Source organism: Maribacter sp. MMG018 (genome assembly GCF_018100785.1).
GTDB lineage: Bacteria > Bacteroidota > Bacteroidia > Flavobacteriales > Flavobacteriaceae > Maribacter.
This window is the reverse complement of record NZ_JAGJEC010000002.1, coordinates 1304793-1329757: the sequence shown is the minus strand read 5'-3', so window position 1 is coordinate 1329757 and position 24965 is coordinate 1304793. Positions and strand designations below refer to the sequence as shown.

Annotated in this window: 26 protein-coding genes; 8 read left to right on the top strand and 18 right to left on the bottom strand. The window is 37.3% G+C overall.

The genetic code is table 11. The features are described from left to right. Positions 1-236: 236 nt before the first annotated feature. The 11 genes from J8L85_RS14140 to J8L85_RS14090 form a co-directional block, all read right to left on the bottom strand. Positions 237-641: a hypothetical protein gene (locus J8L85_RS14140; RefSeq protein WP_211018202.1), complete on the bottom strand. Its 405-nt coding sequence runs from the start codon at positions 639-641 to the stop codon at positions 237-239. 149 nt (positions 642-790) lie between these two features. After that, positions 791-1255: a DUF1572 domain-containing protein gene (locus J8L85_RS14135; RefSeq protein ID WP_211018200.1), complete on the bottom strand. Its 465-nt coding sequence runs from the start codon at positions 1253-1255 to the stop codon at positions 791-793. Between the two features lie 164 nt (positions 1256-1419). After that, positions 1420-1722, bottom strand: coding sequence for a hypothetical protein (locus tag J8L85_RS14130; RefSeq protein ID WP_211018198.1), 303 nt, complete (start codon positions 1720-1722; stop codon positions 1420-1422). Next, positions 1719-1979, bottom strand: a complete 261-nt coding sequence (locus tag J8L85_RS14125) for a hypothetical protein (protein WP_211018196.1) — start codon at positions 1977-1979, stop codon at positions 1719-1721. Before J8L85_RS14125 ends, J8L85_RS14130 begins: the two co-directional genes overlap by 4 nt. 151 nt (positions 1980-2130) lie before the next feature. Further along, entirely contained in the window at positions 2131-2439 is a 309-nt protein-coding gene (locus J8L85_RS14120) for a DUF6804 family protein (RefSeq protein ID WP_211018194.1), read from the bottom strand. A gap of 2 nt (positions 2440-2441) precedes the next feature. Further along, positions 2442-2870, bottom strand: coding sequence for a hypothetical protein (locus J8L85_RS14115; protein WP_211018192.1), 429 nt, complete (start codon positions 2868-2870; stop codon positions 2442-2444). Positions 2871-3249: 379 nt separating this feature from the next. Further along, a complete protein-coding gene (locus J8L85_RS14110; RefSeq protein WP_247656666.1) occupies positions 3250-4317 on the bottom strand; it encodes a two-component regulator propeller domain-containing protein in 1068 nt (355 codons plus the stop codon). Between the two features lie 156 nt (positions 4318-4473). After that, positions 4474-5451, bottom strand: coding sequence for an RES domain-containing protein (locus J8L85_RS14105; protein WP_211018190.1), 978 nt, complete (start codon positions 5449-5451; stop codon positions 4474-4476). 45 nt (positions 5452-5496) lie between these two features. Then, positions 5497-6042 carry a hypothetical protein gene (locus J8L85_RS14100; protein WP_211018188.1) on the bottom strand — a complete coding sequence of 182 codons (546 nt, stop codon included), beginning with the start codon at positions 6040-6042 and terminating at the stop codon, positions 5497-5499. A 164-nt stretch (positions 6043-6206) separates the two neighbouring features. Then, positions 6207-6680, bottom strand: coding sequence for a hypothetical protein (locus J8L85_RS14095; protein WP_211018186.1), 474 nt, complete (start codon positions 6678-6680; stop codon positions 6207-6209). 156 nt (positions 6681-6836) lie between these two features. Further along, a complete protein-coding gene (locus tag J8L85_RS14090) occupies positions 6837-7268 on the bottom strand; it encodes a hypothetical protein (RefSeq protein WP_211018184.1) in 432 nt (143 codons plus the stop codon). A 136-nt stretch (positions 7269-7404) separates the two neighbouring features. Here J8L85_RS14090 and J8L85_RS14085 point away from each other — a divergent pair, with 136 nt between their 5' ends. Continuing rightward, positions 7405-7614: a hypothetical protein gene (locus J8L85_RS14085; protein ID WP_211018183.1), complete on the top strand. Its 210-nt coding sequence runs from the start codon at positions 7405-7407 to the stop codon at positions 7612-7614. Positions 7615-7752: 138 nt separating this feature from the next. Here the strand turns inward: J8L85_RS14085 and J8L85_RS14080 are convergent, their stop codons facing one another. Together J8L85_RS14080 and mnmE are read right to left on the bottom strand one after the other, a co-directional pair. After that, on the bottom strand, positions 7753-8607 hold the full coding sequence (locus J8L85_RS14080; RefSeq protein WP_247656665.1) for a type II CAAX endopeptidase family protein: 855 nt from the start codon (positions 8605-8607) through the stop codon (positions 7753-7755). Positions 8608-9053: 446 nt separating this feature from the next. After that, entirely contained in the window at positions 9054-10451 is a 1398-nt protein-coding gene (gene mnmE / locus J8L85_RS14075) for a tRNA uridine-5-carboxymethylaminomethyl(34) synthesis GTPase MnmE (RefSeq protein WP_211018182.1), read from the bottom strand. A gap of 137 nt (positions 10452-10588) precedes the next feature. Between mnmE and J8L85_RS14070 the strand changes: the two genes are divergently transcribed. The 4 genes from J8L85_RS14070 (at position 10589) to argE (ending at position 14330) form a co-directional block, all read left to right on the top strand. After that, complete coding sequence (locus J8L85_RS14070; protein WP_211018181.1) at positions 10589-11029, top strand: hypothetical protein; 441 nt, start codon at positions 10589-10591, stop codon at positions 11027-11029. Between the two features lie 124 nt (positions 11030-11153). Next, positions 11154-11519 carry a DUF4870 domain-containing protein gene (locus J8L85_RS14065; protein ID WP_211018180.1) on the top strand — a complete coding sequence of 122 codons (366 nt, stop codon included), beginning with the start codon at positions 11154-11156 and terminating at the stop codon, positions 11517-11519. 238 nt (positions 11520-11757) lie between these two features. After that, the gene (locus J8L85_RS14060) at positions 11758-13161 is read left to right on the top strand and encodes an AbgT family transporter (RefSeq protein ID WP_211018179.1); all 1404 of its coding nucleotides are present in this window, start codon (positions 11758-11760) and stop codon (positions 13159-13161) included. A 2-nt stretch (positions 13162-13163) separates the two neighbouring features. Beyond that, positions 13164-14330, top strand: coding sequence for an acetylornithine deacetylase (argE, locus tag J8L85_RS14055; protein WP_211018178.1), 1167 nt, complete (start codon positions 13164-13166; stop codon positions 14328-14330). Positions 14331-14462: 132 nt separating this feature from the next. Here the strand turns inward: argE and dnaN are convergent, their stop codons facing one another. After that, positions 14463-15581 (bottom strand): DNA polymerase III subunit beta, encoded by a 1119-nt coding sequence (gene dnaN / locus J8L85_RS14050; protein ID WP_211018176.1) that lies wholly within the window; start codon positions 15579-15581, stop codon positions 14463-14465. A gap of 306 nt (positions 15582-15887) precedes the next feature. Continuing rightward, positions 15888-16718, bottom strand: coding sequence for an SAM-dependent chlorinase/fluorinase (locus tag J8L85_RS14045; protein ID WP_211018175.1), 831 nt, complete (start codon positions 16716-16718; stop codon positions 15888-15890). Between the two features lie 128 nt (positions 16719-16846). Between J8L85_RS14045 and J8L85_RS14040 the strand changes: the two genes are divergently transcribed. Both J8L85_RS14040 and J8L85_RS14035 read left to right on the top strand, forming a co-directional pair. Beyond that, complete coding sequence (locus tag J8L85_RS14040; protein ID WP_047245711.1) at positions 16847-17800, top strand: PhoH family protein; 954 nt, start codon at positions 16847-16849, stop codon at positions 17798-17800. A 4-nt stretch (positions 17801-17804) separates the two neighbouring features. Next, entirely contained in the window at positions 17805-18758 is a 954-nt protein-coding gene (locus tag J8L85_RS14035; RefSeq protein WP_211018173.1) for a phosphoribosylaminoimidazolesuccinocarboxamide synthase, read from the top strand. Here J8L85_RS14035 and J8L85_RS14030 read toward each other — a convergent pair whose 3' ends face one another. Genes J8L85_RS14030 through J8L85_RS14020 form a run of 3 tightly spaced genes read right to left on the bottom strand, consistent with a single transcriptional unit; the run spans position 18759 to position 22816 of the window. Further along, positions 18759-19409 (bottom strand): 3'-5' exonuclease, encoded by a 651-nt coding sequence (locus tag J8L85_RS14030; RefSeq protein WP_211018171.1) that lies wholly within the window; start codon positions 19407-19409, stop codon positions 18759-18761. Beyond that, positions 19409-21328, bottom strand: coding sequence for a DUF294 nucleotidyltransferase-like domain-containing protein (locus tag J8L85_RS14025; protein WP_211018168.1), 1920 nt, complete (start codon positions 21326-21328; stop codon positions 19409-19411). Before J8L85_RS14025 ends, J8L85_RS14030 begins: the two co-directional genes overlap by 1 nt. 54 nt (positions 21329-21382) lie before the next feature. Continuing rightward, positions 21383-22816: an L-serine ammonia-lyase gene (locus J8L85_RS14020; protein ID WP_247656664.1), complete on the bottom strand. Its 1434-nt coding sequence runs from the start codon at positions 22814-22816 to the stop codon at positions 21383-21385. Between the two features lie 200 nt (positions 22817-23016). Between J8L85_RS14020 and dnaK the strand changes: the two genes are divergently transcribed. After that, on the top strand, positions 23017-24927 hold the full coding sequence (gene dnaK / locus J8L85_RS14015) for a molecular chaperone DnaK (protein ID WP_211018166.1): 1911 nt from the start codon (positions 23017-23019) through the stop codon (positions 24925-24927). Positions 24928-24965 lie beyond the last annotated feature (38 nt).

The following is a 24965-nucleotide window of genomic DNA, read 5'->3' as shown; positions in this document are numbered from 1 at the left end:
TGGGCTAACGGTTGGGCTAAGCGTAGTGCGGAGGCAAGGAAACTTTTCGTTTCCGTCTGCCGACGTAGCTAAAGCTTATTGTTTAGTTTTATTTTTTCTTGTCTAAAGCTAAATCCATAAGATTTAGCGACATTATAAATATACACAGACCTTTAGATTTAGCCCTAAAGCCCGTATTACGTTTAGGCATTGTTGTGCAACGTATTTTATTTTTTCCTTACTTCCCGCTGTATTGATTAATCCAATTCTTTTTGGTCAACTCCGTAATATTCAACACCAAATCGGGCGCTCTTTTCCAAGTATTTTTTTATCAAATCGTTTTCATCTTCTACATAAGTGTTTCCACCTAAAAAGGTCACATTTTCCTCATATTTATGTACCAAAATTACTTTAGGTTGTCCAGCCATAGGGATAAATGGAGTATTCTTTTCATGTCCAACGGTAGGTTTATCCTTTTCTAAATTGTAGATGTATGTTACGTCCACTTTTCTGTTCTGATAGGCAAATTCCTTTTCAACTTTAATTATAAGTCCTTGCACTTCAACAAAGTCCTGCTCATTATAATCTTCATAGCTTTTTATCGATTGTTCTTTGCAACCGTAGTATAATAGTATAATTGAAATAATCAAAAATTTTCTCATGTCCATATGTTGCACAACGGTTTCGGCTATGAGTAGTTGCGTGGTTTAGCACTTAACTTTGCAAGTACACACCAAACTGAAAATCCGCGAGGATTTTCAGAAGTAGGCGAGAACAAGCAATTACTTATAGCCATTGTTGTAAGCAGTTTTTATTTGATTCGTTTTTTTATTAATATTATTTGTCCAAGATGATAATAAGTATGTTCTATCATTGCGTCAAAATTCCTGTAAAAAGTACCGTATTTTTTATCTACAAAGTCCGATAATATTTTTTCCTCAGTCATATTTTTGACAAGTTCAATAAATTCTTCCGAGTCAAGGCAAAACTTATTTACTAAATCTTTCCAATCTTGTTCAGATTCTATTGGTGGGCAATCAAAACTATATTTATCTCGAATATCAAGTGCTCCGCCTTTAAGAACGTTTGCCACTCCAGCAATATAGTAATCAATGTGAAAAGTCAAATCAGCAATTGTGTTGAAGTCATCTATTTTTTGAGTTGCTTGTTTCCAATCAAGGTCAATTATTTGTTCCTTGAAATTTGTGCCTAAGACCCATTTACCTTCTGTAAAAACTTCTTTCAGTCGGTCAGCTAAGTATTCGTTTAGTCTCATTTTAGATTAGTAGCTTTTTTGCGGTTTTCTCAAATTGCTTACAACGGTTAGGCTATGATTTCGGCTTGGGAAATCCGTTAGGATTTTTCAAGATAGAAATCAGGCTGTTTTAAAGTTAATATTTTTCAAAATAGCAAAGAGGTAAAGCTGAATTATAGCCAGTGTTAGGCATACGTTTTTAATTTTTCTTCCAAATTTCCCCAGATTTTTAACAGAGTATTTGTCGTTTCAGTAGCGTTTTTATATTCACTTTTTCCCTCAGGTGTCAACGTATATTTTTTTCCATGTTTACTAACAAGTCCTTTATCAAATAACCAAGAAATTGATGTTTGCATTTCTTTATGAGTAGGTATTGCATGATTAATTCCATCTGCAATGATTGAAATTCCGTTGAAATCTGTTGGTTCAGTTTCGGAAGCTATCGCAGTAGCCATAAAAATCCAAGAAATTGTTTCTGATTCTTTCAATTTGTCAAATTTTTTAATTTTCTAGCAATTTCAGCATGGTCAGCTACGTTGGTGCTTAATCCCATATTCATATTGGCATGTTGATGCAGAAGTTTTGTGATTTTCGATTCGTCAGCATCCACTATTATCAGTTTAATGATGGAAGGTATATAACCTCTATATTCATCATCAGGTGCTCCATTATCATTCACTCCAATTGGATCCCAATCTTCCCAAAGAATCTTGTCAACTTTTATCCAAAGTTCAGATTTTTCCATTTTCAAAATTATGCCTAACGGTCTCGGCTATGAGTAGTTGCGTGGTTTAACACTTAACTTTGCAAGTACACACCAAACTGAAAATCCGTGAGGAATTTCAGAAGTAGGCGAAAACAAGCAATTACTTATAGCCATTGTTGTGCAACGTTTTTTATGTTTTTAGTTCCTTTTGTTTGTCGGTAAATATTGAAATTAATAGCAAAATCGCCCAAATAATATCAATTAAATTCCATAGTTCTCGTCCAAGAGCGATTTTAAAAATCGGATTAATTAAAACAGCCGATGATAGCCAAATTAAAAACCAGATTTGATTTATTTTATAATTGTAATAGGCTAAAACTCCAAAACCTACCATTCCTAAAAATCTAACCAATTGGTAATAGCCATATTCCCAATTTAGTAAGCAACTCAAAAAAAGGATTATTAAAATTACCTTTATTGTCAAATGTAGCTTTCCCATGACTAATATTGGTCTACTTCATTTTGGTAGTCTAACATTTCATCTTGATAATCCTCAATAATTTCATCTCTTGTTATCATCTCGTACTGATAACTGAAAATTATTGACGCAGTTAATTTTTTCGGTAAATCATTCTCATTAGCTATGGTGTCAATCACTTTTACAACATAACTTGGGTCTTCCATTGCTTGAATAGTTGAACGAAATGTTTTTGCTAAATAATCTCTTAATACTGAATTGGCTTTTTCTTGTGGAATGTCTTTGATAATAGAAATCAGTCCAATTTTTTCCGCATCAAATTCTAAAAACATATCTGCTATTTCGTAATCCAATTCAGTCTGTGATTTTTCGGGTTCCTTGTCCGTTGATGTCGATTTGTTGCAAGAGCAATAAAATAATGCAACTAGAGAAAGAAGTATAATTTTTTTCATAATTGATGAATCTATCTTTCTGTGAAGTCCTTTAACTCTAAATATTTTTTTCCAGATGGTATGTACATAGTACCAGTTTTAGTGTCCAATATTATTAAGCTTTCTTCTCTCATAGTATATCTGCCGTTCGAGGAATAATTCCAAAATATCAACAATAGGAAAAAGCAAAAAGCAGATAGAATTATCAATTTGTATTTCTGGTATTTAGTCATCTATTCTAATTTTAGTCAAATGTTGCACAACGGTCTCGGCTATGCGTAGTGCGGGATTTCAAGGCACTTCTCTTTCCGTTTAACAGTTAGTTTATTTAATGTAATTACTTTCATATCAGTATACTAGCCCGCATTACGTATAGCCATTGTTGTGCGTTCGTATTTTTTTAAAATTCCCTGTTAAATATTTTTCCATTGAATTTATATACATCACCATTAGTCAGTACAAACCACAATTCATCATCATTATCTTTGTAAATACTATGAACGAAACCATTCGATTGCCCTAAACTGTCGGTGTAATTCTTAATATTATCACCATCATATTTCCAAACTCCTGTATCTCTATCTCCAAACCAGATATTTCCCTTTCCATCCTCCTCAATCGCAAAAACGTGCTCAAGTGTACCTGGTTGTGACTTATCTCCTCTTCTTGAACTTGTTGGGTGAATTAGATTATTCTTTTCCGAAAAATTAATAATCGTATCAGCGTCTCTCAATAATACGCCAATTCCATTATTTCCAATCCATAATCTGCCTTTTGAGTCTTCAAAAATACTTCGAATATGTAGTGGTTCTGTTTCAATATCAAGTTCGAGAGTTTCATCATTGATAATTATAAAATCACTTCCATTATAGCCAAAAACACCTGCGTAAGTACCAAACCAAAGTATATCATTTTTTCCTTCTGAGATACTTGTCACAGAATATAAATTGTTGGGATTAATGACTTTTGGTTTGGGAAAAGCTAAATAATTCAATCTTTTACCGTCATATTTATATACTCCTTCCTTATTTCCTGCACTAAACCAAAGGTCGTTGGAAGTTTTTGTCCACTCATTTTGCGAGATTGCATTTTCAATTATAGTATGATTTGCGATTCTCTTTCCGTCATAACTACTAATTCCATTTGCTGTTTCAAACCAAATATTCCCATTGTTATCTTCCTTTATTGAACGAATCTGATTATCTGGCAAACCCTTGTTAGTTGTAAAATAGGTGTAGGTTTGTCCGTCAAATAAAGCTACTCCTTCTTGACGACTTCCATACCAATAATTTCCTTTACTATCTTGGAAAATTGAACTAATTCCATTATTAAATTTTAAAGTATCAGCGTTAGAATTACCTACCAATTCAGTTTTGTTTTTTTCTTTATCGGCTTCTTCCTTTTCAACACAAGAAAAGTTCAGCGTCAAAAAAAATATTAGGTAAATCAAATTCAAATTTTTATTCATTTGTAGTTTTTCTCATATGACGCACAACGGTCTCGGCTATGAGTAGTTGCGTGGGTTAGCACTTAACTTTGCAATTACACACCAAATTGAAAATCCGCAAGGATTTTCAGAAGTAGGCGAGAATAAGCAATTACTTATAGCCATTGTTGTAGCACGTTATTTTTTTATTTCGTTGAACTTCCAAGTAAAACCTTGTTCCATTATATGTTTAAAATCCTTAATTAAGTATTTTCGGTACAATTCATCTTCTGGTTTTATATCTCTCCAATAAATTCTATTCTTTACTATATCAGCATATTTTGAAATAGTTATTTCGAATTTTCCTGAATCAATACTGTAGTTTTCAATTTCAATAATGTAAAACCTTTGTACTCTCATCATATTATCAACAAAATTTGGATGAATTGCCATATTCACACCTTTATATTTTGTTTGAACACTTGGGTACATCAATATGTCAGTTGCTAAATTATGTTTCGCATTGAGTGTTCTATGAGCCAAACTTGCTGATAAAGAATAATTATTGTCTTTGATAAAAGAATTGTGTAGAAATTTAATCAGTTCAGCAAGTCCTGCTTTTTTGTCTTCTCCTAATTTATTATCAAATGGTTGGTCTAATTGTTCTAATTCAGCCTGTTTTAAAAACGCAAAAACATTTTCATTATCTAACTCACTGTGCAAGAAAGTCTGAAATACAAACTCTTGTTCTATATCTATTATTTCCCATTTAGATACGCAAAATTTTCTTTCTTTGTGATTTCCGTTTCGTATTACTTCGGTTAGTGCAGTCAATGGATTATCTGAGCAATAGAAAACTGGGCTTTTTGGAAAATTACATCTATTAAAGCCAACAAAATTTGCAGGCGGATAACTATGTTCCGAAAATAAATTAATATTCTTAAAGTCCTTTAATTCACGAGCTCTGAATATTGGAAGTGGGAATTCTTTAGGTTTAAATCTTTTTAGAATATCAGGTAAAATTTCAAAGTCTTGAAAAAGAATTTTCTCAACTTTTGAAATGTAATTGTCTACATTATCACTTTCTTCAAATTCCGGCCATTCCGCTTTATTTAATTTCTCTACGAATTTTTTTGCTTGGGAAAAGGTCGGAAATTCTTTAAAATCATCTCCCATTCTTTTATTTTGTCTATTTAGCTATAATGATTTGAGGAATACTTTTTATTCAATGAATTGTGCTCTTATACGGTCAATTAATTGGTCTTTATATTGCCAAAGTATTAGATAATTTGGCGATTCAATTTCTCTTAAAATATTAATTTCATTGCGTAAAAAATCTGTTAATTCTGGAATACTAACAGAATCGTCTGGGTTTGTTGTATACTTTAAATATGCTGGAATATGAATTCCGAAAACTCGGTCAGTGACTAAGTAATTTATATCTCTTACAATTCCAGAAAACAATTCGTTTTCAATTATTAGTCCTTGATTTCGAGAAAGATTTAAACGTGGATTTGCTTTATTAATTTCAGTTATATAGCGTTCCAATTGGTCAATCATACTTGCTTTCGCTTCTCTGCTATATCGTTTGTCCTCGACTTCTACTATTTGGGCTTCCAAGTTCTCAACTTGAGCACTTATATTTTCCAATTCTTGAACAAAACGAATTCTTTCAGCATCATTGGTCCAAATGTCAATTCTTAACTGTAGGTCGTGCGCTATTCTTTTTGCCTCTATTAGTTCTTTTAGTAATTCAATTTCATTCATTTTTTTAATTTTGTTGTTTGGTCATAATGTGCTACAACGGTCTCGTATAACCGTCAGTTACGGGTTAATATGCGTTAATTTTTGGTTTTGCACAGACTTTAGCAATTCCGAGTGGATTTGGACGTAGTCGAATCCGCCGTAATTGCGGTTATACATTGTTGCCATTAGTTTTTTTTCGCTTGAATTGCGCTACTTGATATTCCTTCGTATTCTTTTCCATAATCATTTTTAGTTTCGACTAGCATTTTCATATAAACTCTGTCGGCATCGATTTTCTTTTTGTATTGAAATCCACCTTTTTTCATTTTCAGAGTGTCTGGATTATATAGAACTTTTGGATTGTATGAAATACTGTCAACTATAATCACATTGGTTTTTTTATTTCGATTATAACCAACAAAAACAATTTCGCCTTGAACATCCGTATTCATCTTGTAAGTATTTTTATAATTCGGAATGTCTCTTAAAGAGATACTATCAAATACGTATTTGTTATTTATGTCCGCTAAAATTGTTTTCAGGCTGTCATTTTCCGCTTGCAGACTTTCAATACGTGCAATCGTATTTTCAGTTTGATTTATGTCCGTGCAACTAGAAGTCAGAATAGTCAGCAGTAGAAAAATTATTGTTTTATTCATTCGTTGGTTAAAATTAATGGCAACGTGTTTGTGTATGATTTGTGGCGTGTTTAAGCACTTAATTTAGCAAATAAAAACCGAATAGAAAATCCGCGAGGATTTTCGTAAGTAGGCTCTAACTAGCCATTAATTATACACGGTGTTGTGCATAGTATTTTATTCTTTGCATATTTTCCCAGTCATTTGTTGTGTTTCTCCATTAACACTTAATGTTGATTTAAAATAGAAACATTTTCCTTCTATTTTTACCAATTCATTTAAAACTCCGTTATTGTCATTCAAGAATTTTTGATATTCGGTCAATTCCATTTTTGATTCGTCATACTTGAGTCGATAAGTACAGTCATCAATCCATTCAATTATCTCGTAAGCAGTTTTATTATAATCCGTTCCAAGAATATTTTCTGGGTCTTCAACTATTTCAGTTTGTTGATTTCCATTTCGAATTATTTTATAAGGCAGAATTGTTTCATTATCCGCTGGAACATAGAAATTTCCATTTTTAAAATCCGAGCAAGTCAATTCCTGCGCATTGATTTTAATTCCGATTAGAAGAAATATTGCAATTAAGATTGTAGTTTTTTTCATTCAGCGTTTTGTTTGTCGATATTATGCACAACGGTTTGAATATGGTGAGTAGCCGACACCACTAAATTTCGGCTTTAAAAACAAATGTTTAATCGGCTATTCACTATATTTTGTGTTAGCCACAGTTAATTTTATTATGGAAAGAACAATAAGAATACTAAAAGAAATGAGAGAAAAGGCTGAACGAAGTTTTATTGATAATTCTTTAATTGTAAGAAATACGAGAGGCGATAGACCTATACCCGATACAGAAGCAGACCTTGAAATGATATCGGAACTGAATCAAGCAATAAGCATTTTAGAAAACTCAATGGCTGCAAAAGAGCCTGTTTCTAATTGTGGCTAACGGATTTGTGTATGAGATCGTTGCGTGTTTAAGCACTAAAATTAGCAAATAAAACACATATAGAAAGTCCGCGAGGACTTTCGTAAGTAGGCTATAACCAGCAATGAATTATACACGTTGTTAGGCGCTGTGTTTTTTTTACAACTTTTCTTTTATTGCTTTTCTCCAAAAGTATATTCCAAAAACACAAGTCACAATCGCAAACATTATTCCATTTTCACCAAGCCAATGTTCTGTTCCTTCAATTTTTGATGTTAAAGGAGGGAATATTTTCTGAATAAAAACATTGCTTACTGAATGAAATATTACTGCTGGCCATAAACTTTTAGATTTAAAAGTATAGTAAGTCATAATAAATGACATAGAAATTACAAAAACGAAAAAAGTTATAAATTCCAAAGTAACATTTTTGCTGTAATACAGCAATATTGGCCAATGCCAGAATGCCCAAATAAATCCGGCAAAAAGTGAAACACCGGTAAAAGAAAGAACCTTTCTTAATTCATAGATTAAAAATCCTCGCCACCCTATTTCCTCTCCTAAAACCGTTGCTGCTGCCCTTATTACTCCAACAGTTCCTAACAAGATAACAGCTATGATTATTATTGACGTTGGGTTTAATGTTCCTATTCCAACCAATCCAAGTTCTTTTGCCCAATCTGTAATTGCTTCTTTATTAGCTAAACCTCCAAATCCCAAAATCCAGATAAGTAAATAAGTAATTAAAGCATATAATGAAGGAATAAAATAAGACAAGCGAATATATTTCCAGTTTGACCAATTCCAATTTAAGGAAGAAATTGATCTTCCTTTTAATTTCATTGTGATAATTGCAGCTAATGCTGGACACCACATAAGTGCGCCAACGTATATTCGTGAAGGATATAAATTAACAATCGCATAATGAAAAGGTGTACTAATAATTGTTACAATTGCTAGGAAAATTAGAATAGTTTTCCAAGTTTTTTTACGTTCGGAGGATTTTTCCAACATCTTTATTTGATTAGTTTAATAGAAGACGAAGGAAAGGAGGTTTTGTTACATTGCGCCTAACTTGTTATATCACCCCTAATTTACACTTTTATCCTTTTTTGGGCCGGGCTATCGAGACATTTTGTTCTCGCTTAGCGGGTGTCGTTATTTTTTTACGGCAATGTTCAACGTACTTTATACCTGTAATACATCTTTTTGTGCAACACGGGGTTGGATCATTGTTTTTTAGGACTTTGAGCGGTGTAATAGTTCTTGGGTATACTTTAAACCGATACCTTTTTTTAGCAAGTGGGTGGCAAGAAAGCGGTCGCCATGATCAGCCCTTAAAAGATGTGATGTAGCGTAGGCCCGCATGTCTATAAACAACACTTCTCATCCAATAAAAAGAAACCAAAATCTTATAAGCATCTTTTTATTAGGCTTTAATAAGATGTTGTTTGACCTTATTACTTCCCGATGCAGAAATTTGCGAATATATTGCCCAGCAACTCGTCGTTGGTTACTTGCCCCGTAATCTCACCAAGGTGGTAAAGGGCTTCTCGTACATCGATCGCCATAAGGTCGCTAGATAGCTCTTCGGTAATGCCGAATTGTACTTTTTCTATCGCCTCCAAGGCTTGAATAAGGGCATCATAATGCCTCGTATTGGTTATGATGGTCTCATTTTTGCCCAGCCTTCCGGTATTAACAAATTCCAATAACTTTTTTTGTAGGGTCTCTACACCTTCGCCTGTTTTGGCCGAAATATAGTCAACGGTCTGCAATTGGGCGTTAAGCTTGTTTTTGTCTTCTTCAGAAAGGGTATCCGACTTATTCACCAATAATAGTAGAGGCTTTTGAGGATTTTTGTTCTTAATTTTCTCAAAGTCGATAGCGATGTTGTTTAGTTTGGTCGCATCGCTTAAAATTTTAGGCCCATCAACAAGAAACAAGACCACTTGGGCCTGTTCTATCTTTTCAAAGGTCCGTTTAATGCCCATGCCTTCAACAACATCTTCGGTTTCGCGTATGCCGGCAGTATCTATAAACCGAAATCCGATGCCCCCTATAGAGATTTCGTCTTCTATGGTATCGCGAGTGGTACCCGCAATATCGGATACTAGGGCCCGTTCTTCGTTTAAAAATGCATTGAGCAAGGTAGATTTTCCCACATTGGGTTCGCCTACGATGGCCACGGGTATACCGTTTTTAATCACGTTTCCTACGGCAAAAGAATCAATGAGTCCTTTTAGTACTTTCTGTATTCTTTCCAGTAATTGGTTGAACTGGGTGCGGTCGGCAAACTCCACATCTTCTTCCGAAAAATCAAGTTCAAGCTCGATCAAAGAGGCAAAGTTCAATAGCTCTTCCCTTAATTTTTTAATCTCGTTGCTAAATCCACCCCGCATTTGCTGCATTGCTATCTGGTGGCTTGCGGCATTATCACTGGCAATAAGATCGGCAACGGCCTCGGCCTGGCTCAAATCCATTTTGCCATTTAAGAATGCCCTGAGTGTAAATTCGCCGGCATCGGCCATACGACAGCCGTTTCTTAGAAACAATTGAATGATCTGTTGCTGAATGTAGGGTGATCCATGGCAAGAGATTTCTACTACGTTTTCTCCTGTATATGAATTAGGGCCCTTAAAGACGGTGGCCAATACCTCGTCCAATACCTTTTCTCCCTCGACTATATGACCTAAATGAACGGTATGCGATTTTTGTTTTTGTAAATTCTTGCCCCTGACAGATCTGAACAACAGATCGCTAATAGATATGGCATCTGTACCCGATAGCCTAATTACTGCAATTGCCCCAGGGCCAGCAGGTGTTGCCAATGCAATAATAGTGTCGTTAGGAACCATTTGAAAGTTTTTGCAAAAATAGGCAAAAACATGTAGATGTTTCTTTTGTACAGGGCTTCAAAAAATAGAAACCCATCTATGATCAGGATATCAAAAATAACTAACTTCGCGATCCATTAACTATAAAATTTATTATTATGAAAATGCGTTTATTGCCGTTTTTAGTATTTCTTATTGGAGTAACGACCTGTTCGTTCGCGCAAGAGCAAGAAGAAGAGAGCGTGATTCAAAAAGAAATGATTTCAGAGGCCGAACAGGCCAAGATAGAAGCTGAAGAAATAAAGAAGAAAGTAGAAGCAGCCGAAAAAGAGGCAAAAGCGGAAAAGAAAGCCCAAAAAAAAATAGAAAAAGCGAATAAGAAGTACGAAAAACTCAACAAGAAGATTAGCTCGGTGAAGAAGGGTATTGATAAGGATGAAAAAAAGTTGACGAAGATCAGCGACAAAATGGAGGTAGATAAAATTAAAGGTAAATTGTCTCCAAATGATATTGAAAAAACCGAAAAGAAGATAAGTAAGTTAAAAGTAGGTATTACCAAGAAAAAAGAAAAGCTGGTAAAGTTACAGCGAAAATTATAAGCTTTTATGTTTTAATAGGTAAAAACCCTGTAAGATAGCGTCTTACAGGGTTTTTTGTTCTGTATACTGTAACATTTTCCTTTTTTGTGCGTCTTATAGGTAACATCATTAAATCAATCAAAAAATGGAACTAGTAAATAAAAACACAGCCGCAGTACGTGAAGACCGAAATCTTTTGGTCATTACACATTTGTCTCAATATTTAGATTTTGTAACAGGATTTGGAGGGCTCGTAGTGCCACTTGTGATTTGGTTAACGACCAAAGATTCTGTTATGGATATGAACGAGCATGGTAGATCTATAATAAACTTTCAATTAAGTTTAATCGTCTATTTGATCATAGGCATACCGGGTATTCTATTGTTTGGGTTAGGAATTTTACTATTGATATTTGCAGGTGTTTTATCTATCGTAATGCCTGCAGTAAATGCTTTTAGGGCAAGTAACGGAGAGTCGCCCAGTTACTTTGGTACCATTAAATTTATATAATTTACCATATAAAATTTGAGATGAAGAGCTGCCATATTTGGCGGCTCTTTTGCTTTTTTTTGATTGCCCTTTTATCTGTGTATTGCATTTTTCTTAAAAAATAGCGTAAAGTTTTGAAGAAATAAAAAAATGTATTTGGTCGTATATATTTATATTTGAGTGTTGGGTTTACTACTTGACCGTGCTTTAGCAATTCTGGTGATTTTTTTACAAAAAATTACTGGGCCTAATAAAATTCATGACTAAATCGAGTTCTAAATTTCTATCTTTTTTTAAACAAATTCCACATGCGATCACAGTGTTGTTCTGTATCATCGTTCTGGTAACCATATTGACCTATATTTTGCCGGCGGGCGCATATGAGCGGGTAATGGTAGATGGTAGAAATGCCGTAGTGCCCAATTCATATAAGACCATACCTTCTACACCTGTTGGTTTTTTCGATATGTTTAGGGCTATGCCATTGGGCTTTAAGGCAGCTGTAGAGATTATTTTTATTGTTTTGGCCGGGGGTATCATGTTCGGGGTAATGGAAAAGTCTAAGGCCGTTGAGAATACTGTGGGTACACTCGTGAAAAAATTAGGACTTAAAAACAAGTACCTTATAGTTGTTATCATGACTTTTATTTATGGTATTCTAGGTGTTACCGTGGGGTATGAGAATAATATTGCAATGGTGCCAATTGCAGCGGTGTTAAGTCTTGCTTTAGGGGGAGATTTAATTTTGGCAGCTGGTATTTCGGTCGGGGCAATGACCATTGGTTTTGGGCTTTCGCCGATCAACCCGTATACTGTGGGTACGGGGCACAAAATTTCAGAATTGCCAATGTTTTCTGGGGCATTGTTAAGAAGCATACTTTGCTTTTCTGCCCTGGGTATTATGGCCTACTATAATGTAAGGTACCTTAAAAAGATTCTGTTAGACCCGAGTAAGAGTCTTGCCAAAGGCCTTAATGTGTCAGAATTGGCATTGTCAAAACCTATTCAAGAATACAATTTGACCACCAATAACAAGATGGTAATTTCTGTTTTTATTGTGGGGCTCTTATTCATTTTATACGGGGTTTTTAATTGGCACTGGTTTATTAACGAACTGTCGGCGGTATTCTTGATAATAGCATTGTTATGCGGTATAGTGTCTCGAATGAGTGCTACGACCTTGAGCGAAACGGTTCTTAAATCGGTAAGTTTGGCCGCACCGGGTGCTTTTATGGTAGGTTTTGCGACTTCTATAAAAGTGCTAATGGAAATGGGAAATATAGGTGATACTATTTCTTATCAGTTATCATTGGTTTTAGAAGGGCTGCCATTGTATGTTAGTGCCATTGGCATGGCGGTTTCTCAGTCGGTAATCAACTTTTTTATACCATCGGGAAGTGGGCAGGCATTGGCTACGTTGCCCGTAATGCTGCCATTGGGAGAGTCGTTGGGTTTATCGCGACAAATAACCATATTGGCTTTTCAGATAGGGGATGGGCTGTCAAACTTGGTCAACCCGACTTTAGGTGGTTTGATCGCAATGTTAAGTATGTGTCGCGTGCCCATCGATAGATGGATCCGTTTTATATTTCCAGTACTAATATGTCTGCTGCTAATTTCTTTTTTAGTATTGATTGTCGCAGTAGCAACAAATTATAGTTAAATATGACCGTTGAGAGTATTCTAGAAAAACTAGTTGCGTTTCCTGTATTAGGGGGTGAGAGTAATTTAAGTATCATTCATTGGATCAAAGAATATATTGAGTCGCATGGCGTCGAAACAAAATTGGTGCCCAATGAAGAAGGTACTAAGGCATCGTTGCACTGTAGAATAGGACCTGCTGTCGATGGTGGTGTTATTTTGTCCGGACATACGGATGTGGTTCCGGTAGAAGGGCAAGAATGGTCTACGGACCCTTTTGTACTTACGGATAAAGGTGATGGAAAATTATACGGAAGAGGTTCTTGCGATATGAAGGGCTTTTTAGCTTGCTGTTTGGCTGCTTTACCACAAATGATCAAGGCCGATTTAAAGAAACCGATTTATTTTGCTTTTTCCTATGATGAAGAAGTGGGGTGTTTGGCGGCTCCAGAATTGGCACGCGATATAAATACCTATTATACCGAAACTCCCAAATATGCCATTATTGGGGAGCCTTCTTTAATGGAACCTATTGTCGGGCAAAAAGGTATTTATATTCTAGAAACGTATGTAAATGGCTCTGCAGGGCATAGCAGTCGCATTAAACAAGAAATCAGTGCCATTCACGAAGCTATGCATCTGATTCTTTGGTTGGAACAAAAGATGGACCGGTTAATAGCGGACAAACAATTGGACGACCGTTTTCATCCACCACATTCGAGTATTCATATTGGTTTGGTAAAAGGGGGCATAGCCGCCAATGTTATTGCGGACAAAGCAAGTTTTTATTGGGATTTACGTACCATTCCAAAGGATGATATTAGCAGTATTGTGGCCGAGTTTGAAGCATTTTGCAGAGAACGTGAAGAGAAGAACCGGAAAATATTTCCAGGTTTTGAGATAAAAAATGTTGAGCATCACCCACCGGTACCCCATTTAGATACCAAGGCCGATGATGATATTGTTGGTTTGATCAAAAAGATATCGGGCAATGCTAAATTAGATACCGTTTCTTACGCCGCAGAAGCCGGCCAGTTTGCCAATGAAGGTTTTAATGCCGCTATCTGTGGCCCGGGTTCTATTGAACAAGCGCATAGGGCAGATGAATTTATAACTATAGAGCAGTTGGAAAAAGGGGTAGAAATGATGGAAAAATTAATAGGGGAATTGGCTGCTGAAGATTTTTCCTGAATAACCGCGATCAAACATACTATGTTGTAAAGCCATTATTTTTGAACATAGAACAAAAGCCAAAAGTATAAAACCAAAAAGAGTCCGTTTAAACTATGTTAAACGGACTCTTTTTTATGTCGTGATTTAATTTTAGTTGTTCAGCATAACCGGCATTACCAACATTGTTACGTTTTCACCCTCGTCCAAACCATCTATAGGGGTAAGTATACCAGCTCTATTGGGTAAACTCATTTCTAGGGAAACTTCGTCAGAACCTAGATTGTTGAGCATTTCTGTCAAAAACCTTGAGTTAAAACCTATTTGCATATCGTCCCCTTGATATGAACAGGTAAGACGTTCCTCCGCTTTGTTGGAGTAATCTATATCTTCTGCAGAAATATTGAGCTCCGCACCCGCGATCTTTAAACGAATCTGGTGTGTGGTCTTGTTCGAAAATATGGAAACCCTTTTTACAGAACTTAAAAATTGATTTCTGGCAATGGTCAATTTATTGGGGTTCTCTTTTGGGATTACCGCTTCGTAATTCGGATACTTGCCGTCTATTAATCTACAGATCAGTTCGGTATCGTCAAAAGTGAATTTTGCATTGCTCTCATTGTATTCGATAAGAACATCTGATTCGCTACCGGCCAAAATTCCTTTAAGCAATGTTAATGGCTTCTTTGGCATAATAAATTCGGCAACCTCAGAGGCGGTTACATCTTCTCTTTGGTATTTAACCAATTTATGGGCGTCTGTGGCTACAAATGTTAGATTCTCGGGAGAAAACTGAAAGAACACTCCGCTCATTACCGGTCTTAGGTCGTCGTTGCCCGCCGCGAAAATGGTTTTGTTGATCGCTGTGGCAAGTATATCGCCAAGTATAGTGGTAGAACTTGGACTTGAAAGTTCCACCGCCTTCGGAAATTCGGCCCCATCGGCATAGGCCAATGCGTACTTACCGTGATTAGAGCTTATCTCAACGGTATTATTGTCAGCTACAATAAAGGTAAGTGGCTGTTCCGGAAAAGTTTTTAAGGTGTCTAGCAGTAACCTGGCAGGTACCGCAATGGTGCCTTCGTTATCGGAGTCCACCTTGAGAACAGAACTCATCGTTGTCTCTAGATCCGAAGCGGATACTGTTAGTTTATCCTTATTAAGGTCAAAAAGAAAATTGTCTAAAATAGGTAAGGTGTTACTATTGTTTATAACTCCCCCTAATATTTGAAGTTGCTTTAATAAATACGTGCTCGAGACAATAAATTTCATTAGTTGTTCTTTGGTTTATTATAAATGGGATAAGCCGTTTCTTATTTCTTTTAAAGGTACTGTTCTAAATGTACCTTAAACCGTCAAACAAAGATATTTGAAATGGTTATTTATAGGAAACAAACTTATTAACAGTCAAAGGTCTTGAATTTATGGGTAAAAGCGCCATAATATCAAGGTTAAAAAGTAAGAAGGTGCCCTAGTGGCAAGAGTTATTAACTATCATAACAATAACGAAAATTGAAAGTTTAACGCTTATTGATTGGGGTAGGTGCTCTATCTAATACTGTTTTTGAACCAACATCGTCAATAAAAATCAATGATAATGGTATCTCTGTAATCGAGCCCCAAAAGAGTGGATGCACCACCTACGGTGGCCAAATTACTTTTATAGATGGCCAATTCTATATACTCGGAAGAGTTGAACAATGCAAGTAGGTCGCCATCACCCTTTCTTCTGTTTTTATCAACAGAGTAATCTATGATATCGCTATAGGCAGTATGTATTTGCTTGATCTTATGATTTCTGACCAATAATTCAAATTCTCGACCCTTTCTATGGGTTTCGAACAGCTTTTTTTGAATGCTGGTAACAACATTGCCATAATTGTCTATATAGATAACACTGCCCACGATTTTTTTGCCGTCTTCAACAATTCGGGGCGAGAATTCCCTAAGGTTTTTTAGTTCTGAAAATGGTTTTCCTACTACCTCTAAAGTACCGCCACGGGCAATATGGCAGGCAACTTGTATAAAAACACTCAATACGGGGAACGACCCGTGTATAGGGTCTGGAATATTGATTTCAACAACCTTTTCAGGTTTAATTTCAGAGGTAATTAGACCGATCACCCCTGTATTGGCACTAATAAAATAATGACCGTTGACCAAAGCAACTACATGTTTGTTTTCTTGTGTAGCTTCTGAGTCTACCCCTACGATATGGATCGTGCCCTTTGGAAAGCTGTTATAGGAATTCTTTAAAATGTAGGCACATTCATGAATGTTGAAAGGTGCTATATCATGTGAAATGTCAACAATTTGAACATCTGGAAGTTGACTATAGATAGAGCCTTTTAATACACCCACAAAGTGGTCCTTTAATCCAAAATCGGTAGTAAGGGTGATAATTGCCATACAGCAATGTTGATATGTTTTTGATTAAACAAACTTAATTTTTACTTAAATTTGATTTACAAAATTAAGCAAAAAAATAGCCAAGCGAAATTAATCTTGGGGAATTAAAATCTTCAAAATCCCACTATTTGAACGAAATTATTTTAGAACTTACAGATGTTAGTCCGAGAGAATTTTTTGGACAGCAAAACGAGAACATCAATCTTTTGAAAAAGTATTTTCCCAAGCTTAAGATCGTTGCTCGTGGTAATAAGATCAAGGCTTACGGAGACGAAGATCAGTTAGAGGAGTTCGATAAACGTTTTGATATGCTAACGGAGCATTTCATTAAATACAATAAGTTGGACGAAAACAGCATTGAACGGGTTCTTACAAGCGACGCCTCGGGAGGGTACCAATCTTCAGAAAAAAGTAGTGATACCTTGGTACATGGGGTCAACGGTAGACTTATAAAGGCGCAAACGGCGAACCAAAGGCGTTTGGTGGATGCGGCCAGAAAAAACGATATGGTTTTTGCCATAGGGCCTGCGGGTACCGGAAAAACCTATACGGGCGTGGCTTTGGCGGTCAAGGCATTAAAGGAAAAGCAGGTAAGGAAAATAATTCTCACAAGACCGGCCGTAGAAGCAGGGGAGAACCTAGGTTTTTTGCCAGGTGACCTTAAAGAAAAATTAGATCCCTACATGCAACCGTTGTACGATGCCCTAAGAGATATGATCCCTACCGAAAAGTTGGCACATTATATAGAGAACGGAACCATTCAGATTGCGCCAATGGCCTTTATGAGGGGTAGAACCTTGGACAATGCCTTTGTAATACTGGACGAGGCCCAAAATACCACACATGCCCAAATGAAAATGTTTCTTACCCGTATGGGAAGAAATGCCAAGTTTTTGGTTACGGGAGACCCTGGTCAGATAGATTTGCCAAGAAGAACCATTTCTGGTTTAAAAGAGGCTTTGCTGATACTTCAGAATGTAGAAGGTATCGAGGTTATATACTTGGATGACAAAGACGTGATCCGCCATAAATTAGTGAAAAAAGTAATCGACGCATATAAAACAATAGAACACCAAAATTAAAAGAATGTCCAACACCATTTTTGATACCAATTTCAACTTTCCGGGCCAGAAAAGTGTTTACAAAGGTAAAGTAAGGGAGGTTTATACCATAGAAGACGATATATTGATCATGATAGCTACAGATAGGCTCTCCGCTTTTGATGTGGTCATGCCCAAGGGAATTCCCTATAAAGGACAGATCTTGAATCAAATTGCGACAAAAATGATGGAGGCTACGGCCGATATAGTACCCAATTGGTTGATCGCGACCCCAGACCCAAACGTAGCCATTGGCCATGCCTGTGAGCCGTTTAAGGTAGAAATGGTGATAAGGGGGTATATGAGCGGACATGCGGGCAGAGAGTACAAAGCGGGCAAGCGAATGTTATGTGGTGTGCCCATGCCGGAGGGGATGAAGGAAAACGACAAATTTCCAGAGCCCATTATTACCCCGGCAACAAAAGCGGAAATGGGAGACCATGATGAGGATATTTCTAAAGAAGAAATCTTAAAACGAGGTATTGTTTCTGAAAGCGACTATGCCGTATTGGAAGAATACACAAAAGCTCTTTTTAAAAGAGGAACGGAGATTGCCGCTCAAAGAGGTTTGATCTTGGTGGATACCAAATACGAGTTTGGAAAAACAAAGGAGGGTAAAATTGTTTTGATAGATGAGATCCACACGCCGGACTCATCACGTTATTTCTATGCCGATGGCTATCAAGAAAGACAAGATAGGGGAGAGGCACAAAAGCAGTTGTCGAAAGAATTTGTACGCCAGTGGTTGATTTCAAATGGTTTTCAAGGATTGGAAGGACAGACCGTACCAGAAATGCCAGATGAATATATTGCAACCGTTTCGCAAAGATATATAGAGCTCTATGAGAATATTATTGGAGAAGACTTTATAAAGTCGGACACCGACCATATTTTAGAACGCATAGAAAATAATATTCTAAAGTACCTTAAAACGTCTTAGCTATCTGAGGTTTTTAAGGGTGAGTTCTTTTTTCTCCTTTATTTTGGTGAGTAATTTTAAAAAGGCGACAGCGGTTATATAGGCATCTCCCAGCGCGGTATGCCTGTCTTTTTTTGATATGGCAAATTTATCCGCTAAATCATCTAAGGTGTAATGCTGCTGGGGCTGAACCAAATATGATTTGATCAATGTTTTCTTATAGAGGGTGCCGGTGTCCAAAACTATATTCTTAAGTTTTGGGAGTCCCATTCTCTTCAAGGCCATATTAATCATACCTATATCGAAACTAGCGTGGTGGGCCACAATAATGGCATCGCCCACATACTCTAAAAATTGCTGTATGGCCACGGTTTCTTCTACACGCTTTCGCTTGCTGTTTTTTAATATGCCGTGTACGGCAACCGTTTCTTTGTTGAATTTTTCTTGTCGTATATAAATGTCAAGAACTTCATGTACCTGAATAATGTTGTTTTGTATTTTTAGGGCCCCTATAGAGAGAATTCGGTCTTGAAATTTATCAAAACCGGTTGTTTCCGTATCGAGCACAACAAAAACAAGTTCCTCAAAATTCTTGCTTTTCTTTTGTTTGAAAAGGTTGGCATAGTCAAGCCAAAAAGAGGGATGGTTCGAAGATGTGGAAAAAAAACTCATCAGCCTAAAATATTGGAAACTTTAAACCGTATAGATATCACATCTTGTATTTCCTTAACGGCCTTAAAAGTTCTTTTTAATTTCATTTTTTCTTCTTTTGTCAAAGCTTCCAGTTCTATATACCTACCAGAATCGTTGTGCAGTATACCCTGTTTGGTCCTAAATTTAAGCAACGCTTTGGTTGCGTACGAGCACGCCAAATATAGATCTTGGTTGTTGGGTTCTAGTTCTGCCAGTTTTTCGTAACGCTCCCAAGTGTTACTGATACCCTTAATGGAATGTGATAATATGAGAACCCTTGCGGCATCTATAAGGGGTCTCAGGGCCCTGCTTTTTAAATCGAAAAAGTCTTTGTGCTGCCCATCTTGTTCTACAAGAAACTGTCTGAAAAAACCTGTAGGGGAGGGATTTTGAAGAGCCCCATTCGCAATATGTACCAAGAAAATAGGGTACTTTTTTACACTTTTAAATATATGGTCGGACATTTGGTCCAGCAAACTTCTTTCGCCATAGGCCAAACTATAATCAAAAAAAATGGACGACATTAAAACTTGATTGGGGCCGGGGTTTATGATCCAATAAGAAATCTTGTTTTTCCATTCTTTCAGGCTAAGGCACCATTTAGGGTTGCTTGCCATCATGTCCGCAGGGCAGTATTCGTAACCTATTTTATTAAGTCCTTTGGTAACTTTTTTTGATAAGTTTAAAAAATAATCGGTCGTTTCGGGCAACAGGTCTTCGGGTACATCATCAAAAACCAATGCGTTGTCTTGGTCTGTGTGCAACAATTGTTCGCCCCGTCCTTGGCTCCCCAGTGCCAACCATGCAAATTTGACGGGCGGTGGGGTTTTCATTTTTTGTAAAGATATATGGATCACCTGTTTTATGCAGGTGTCGTTTAATTCGGAAATTATCTTTGAAATTAGGGCCATAGGTATATTCTGCTCCAAATATCCCTTTAAAAGAACCATAATACTTTTTCTAAGCTCTTTGATCTGCTTTATTTTTCGGGCTCTTTTAATGGCTTTTACGATTACCGCAGGGTTGTCGCCCAATGATACCATTACATCGTTTTTAGAGAGTATCCCTACGGCAGGAGTGTTAACGGTGCCGTCTTCGGTAAGTATCAAATGGCTTATGTCATTTTTCATCATGGCCATTTGTGCTTGGGTAATGGTCATTTTTTTAGGATAGGTAACTACCGGGGACGACATTATGGTCTTTACGCTCGAGGTAATTGAGTGGTTGCCGGTAACTACCTTGTTTCTTAGGTCTTTGTCGGTAATAATGCCTATGGGGAGGTCTTTTTCACATATTAAAATAGAACCGATACGGTTTTTTGTCATTTGTTGCGCCGCCTTTTGTATCGAGTATCGCGGCCCGCAGGAGACAATTCTTTTCGAATATCTTACAGGTTGAAAATCGGTTAGTATAATATCTTTTCCGGTGTCGATATTATAGGGTGATTCTTGTGGGGTTATCTTAGCTTTTTTATTGTAGGGGTTTCTTGTGTTGGAAGCAAAACTTTCCGTTAAGAAATTGGAGATATCCGGATTCGAATCTGTAATAGGTTTAAAAGAAGCTATAGGAATTGCATACAGAATAGATTCCTCATATGCCTTGGCTTCCAATCTATAGTTCTCTTTGGCAATAAGGGGCCGCAAACCAAAAATATCTCCTTCATCACAAAAATCGGCAATAACATTGGTTTTTGTATTGCTCAGTTCAATGGCTCCTTTATGAACGACATAAAAGTTGGGGTGGGGATTTTCGTCCATAGAAAAAACAACACTGTTCTTTTCTTTATAGACTATGGAGACTTCTTGCGACAGGGTGTCCAATAATTTGTCGTCCATTAAATTAAAGGGAGGATAGTTTTTTAGAAAATCCGCAATACGTTCCGATATAAGGTTTTTCATTGTTTCATGGTACTTGTTTCTATATAGGCCGTTTTGTTTTTTTTAAGTGGTTGCTTAACAATCACTTAAGAAGACACCTACGGCGAGTCCTCCTTCGGATGTTTCTTTGTATTTAGAGCTCATGTCCTTAGCGGTTTCCCACATGGTCTGTACAACCTTGTCCAATGGTACCTTTGCCTCCGAGGGATCCGAGCCGAGTGCTAGCTCGGCGGCATTGATAGCTTTTATGGCGCCCATAGAGTTGCGTTCTATGCAAGGCACCTGTACTAGGCCTCCTATGGGGTCGCAGGTAAGGCCCAAGTGATGTTCCATGGCTATTTCCGCAGCCATGAGTACCTGTTCTGGAGAACCGCCCAACAACTCTGTCAGCGCTCCGGCCGCCATGGCCGAAGAAACGCCTATTTCGGCTTGGCAACCGCCCATGGCGGCCGATATGGTGGCTCCCTTTTTAAAGATACTTCCTATTTCGCCCGCGACTAAAAGAAATTGTTTGATGTGTTCAAAATTTCCAGCATGGTTTTCGATGACCATATAGTACATAAGTACGGCAGGTATTACACCGGCACTTCCGTTGGTAGGTGCCGTAACAACCCTTCCCAACGATGCGTTGACCTCGTTGACACTTAAGGCAAAACAACTTACCCACTGCAATATTTGGCGAAATTTAACCTCGGTCTGCCGTATACTCTGCAACCATTCTTCTGGATTGTTGTACGGAACATTGCCTTTTAGTTTTAAATGCATTTCATAGGCCCTGCGTTTAACGTCCAATCCTCCGGGAAGTTTACCTTCTGTATGGCAGCCTATGTACATACATTCTAACATGGTGTTCCAAATACGTTTGATCTGAAAGTCTATTTCGGCATCGCTTCTGAGCGAGCGTTCGTTCTCCAAAACAATTTCCGATATCGGTTTCGAATGTTTTGAGCAGCACTCTAGCAATTCTTTTCCATCCTGTATGGGAAAAGGAAAGGTATTGAAGGCGGCATCTTTTTTCTTTGCGTTTTTTCTTTCTTCGACCACCACAAAACCACCTCCGATGGAATAGTATGTTTTCGATTTTTTCTTTCCAGAATTCAATAAGGCTTCAAACTTTAACCCGTTGGCATGAAAGGGGAGAAACTTTTTGTGAAAAACAATATCATTATCCGGTTCGAACGTAATTGAATTTGTCCCGCCAAAATCCAATAATTTAGATTCTTTTACCTTTTCTACCATCGAATGGATATTTTCGATAGGAACATATTCTGGGTCTGTCCCCAAAAGGCCTAACATTATGGCATAATCCGTAGCATGGCCTTTACCCGTTAACGACAAAGAACCGTACACATGGGCTTTTATTCGTACGACCTCGTCGAATATGTTGTCTTTTTTTAGCTCGTATATCCATCTTTCGGCAGCGCGCCATGGCCCCAAAGTATGTGAACTTGAGGGGCCTACGCCAATTTTTAGCATATCAAAAATGCTGATGCTCTCTCTTTGTGACATTTATGTAAAATCTGTTTACTAAAATACAAAGTTAGTTTGAGCTTGCTTATTTTTTTATGCTTTTGTAGTGGATATGGCTATTTGGCCCAACTTTATTTTGAGTACTGTGAATGACATCATGTCAGTTTTTGTCCCTTGGCATATTGTTTGTCATTTACATTTTGATTTAAATAAAAGACTAATATTTTAAAACATATAGAATGAGTAAAATTATAGGAATAGATTTGGGTACTACCAACTCGTGTGTTTCCGTAATGGAAGGTAACGAGCCAGTGGTAATACCAAATGCGGAAGGGAAAAGAACCACACCGTCGGTTATTGCCTTTGTTGATGGAGGTGAGATCAAAGTTGGAGACCCGGCCAAAAGACAGGCGGTGACCAACCCTCATAAAACCATTTACTCCATAAAAAGGTTTATGGGGAACAAATATTCAGAATCCAGTAAAGAAGCCGAAAGGGTACCTTACAAAGTTGTAAAAGGTGATAACGATACGCCAAGAGTAGATATCGAAGGCCGTTTGTATACCCCACAGGAACTTTCAGCCATGGTTCTTCAAAAAATGAAGAAGACCGCAGAGGATTATTTGGGGCAAGATGTATCACGTGCCGTTATTACAGTACCGGCATATTTTAACGATGCACAAAGACAAGCTACAAAAGAAGCTGGTGAAATCGCAGGTTTGACCGTAGAACGTATTATCAATGAACCTACCGCCGCATCTTTGGCGTACGGTCTTGATAAAAAAGATACCGATCAAAAGATTGTGGTATTCGACTTCGGTGGTGGTACGCACGATGTGTCCATACTAGAGTTGGGCGACGGTGTCTTTGAGGTATTGTCTACCGATGGTGATACACACCTTGGTGGTGATGATGTTGACCAAAAAATAATTGATTGGTTGGCGGACGAGTTTAAAACTGAAGAAGATATGGATCTAAGAAAAGATCCTATGGCATTGCAACGTTTACGTGAAGCGGCCGAAAAAGCAAAAATAGAATTGTCTTCTTCTGCACAAACAGAAATTAACTTACCATATGTAACGGCTACCGCTTCTGGACCAAAACACTTGGTAAGAACATTGACCAGATCTAAATTTGAACAGTTGATAGCTGATTTGGTAAAAAGAACCATAGCTCCTTGTGAGAGTGCATTGAAGTCTGCTGGATTATCTAAGAGCGATATCGATGAGATTATCTTAGTGGGTGGTTCAACAAGGATTCCTGCTGTACAGGAAGCGGTTGAAAAATTCTTTGGCAAAAAACCATCTAAAGGTGTGAACCCCGATGAGGTTGTTGCTATCGGTGCCGCAATTCAAGGAGGTGTGTTAACAGGTGACGTTAAAGATGTATTGTTGTTGGATGTTACACCACTTTCATTAGGTATTGAAACCATGGGAGGTGTAATGACCAAGTTGATCGAGGCGAACACCACTATACCTACTAAAAAATCGCAAGTATTCTCTACGGCGGCAGATAACCAACCATCGGTTGAAATTCATGTGTTGCAAGGAGAAAGACCAATGGCCGCTGATAACAAGACAATAGGAAGGTTCCACTTAGACGGTATTCCACCTGCACCAAGAGGAACACCTCAAATTGAAGTTACTTTTGATATTGATGCCAACGGTATCATCAAGGTATCTGCAACCGACAAGGCTACAGGAAAATCACAGGATATTCGTATTGAAGCTTCATCTGGATTGACAGAGGAAGAGATCAAGAAAATGAAAGCCGAGGCAGAAGCCAATGCCGAGAGTGATAGAAAAGCCAAGGAAACTGCAGATAAGTTGAACGAGGCCGACGGTATGATCTTTCAAACTGAAAAACAATTGTCAGAATTTGGCGATAAGTTATCGGATGACAAGAAAAAACCGATAGAAGAAGCTTTGGCCGAATTGAAAAAAGCGTATGAATCAAAAGATTTGGCAGTAATTACACCAGCTTTGGATAAAATAAACGAAGCTTGGAAAGTTGCTTCCGAAGAAATGTACAAAGCACAGGCCGAAGCACAACAAGGTGGTGCCGCCCCTGGAGCAGATGCTGCTAGCGGATCAGGTACGACCGAAGAAGGTGATAACGTTGAAGACGTAGATTTCGAAGAAGTGAAGTAATAGTAAGAACAACATTTTTCGATTTCGATATAATATAA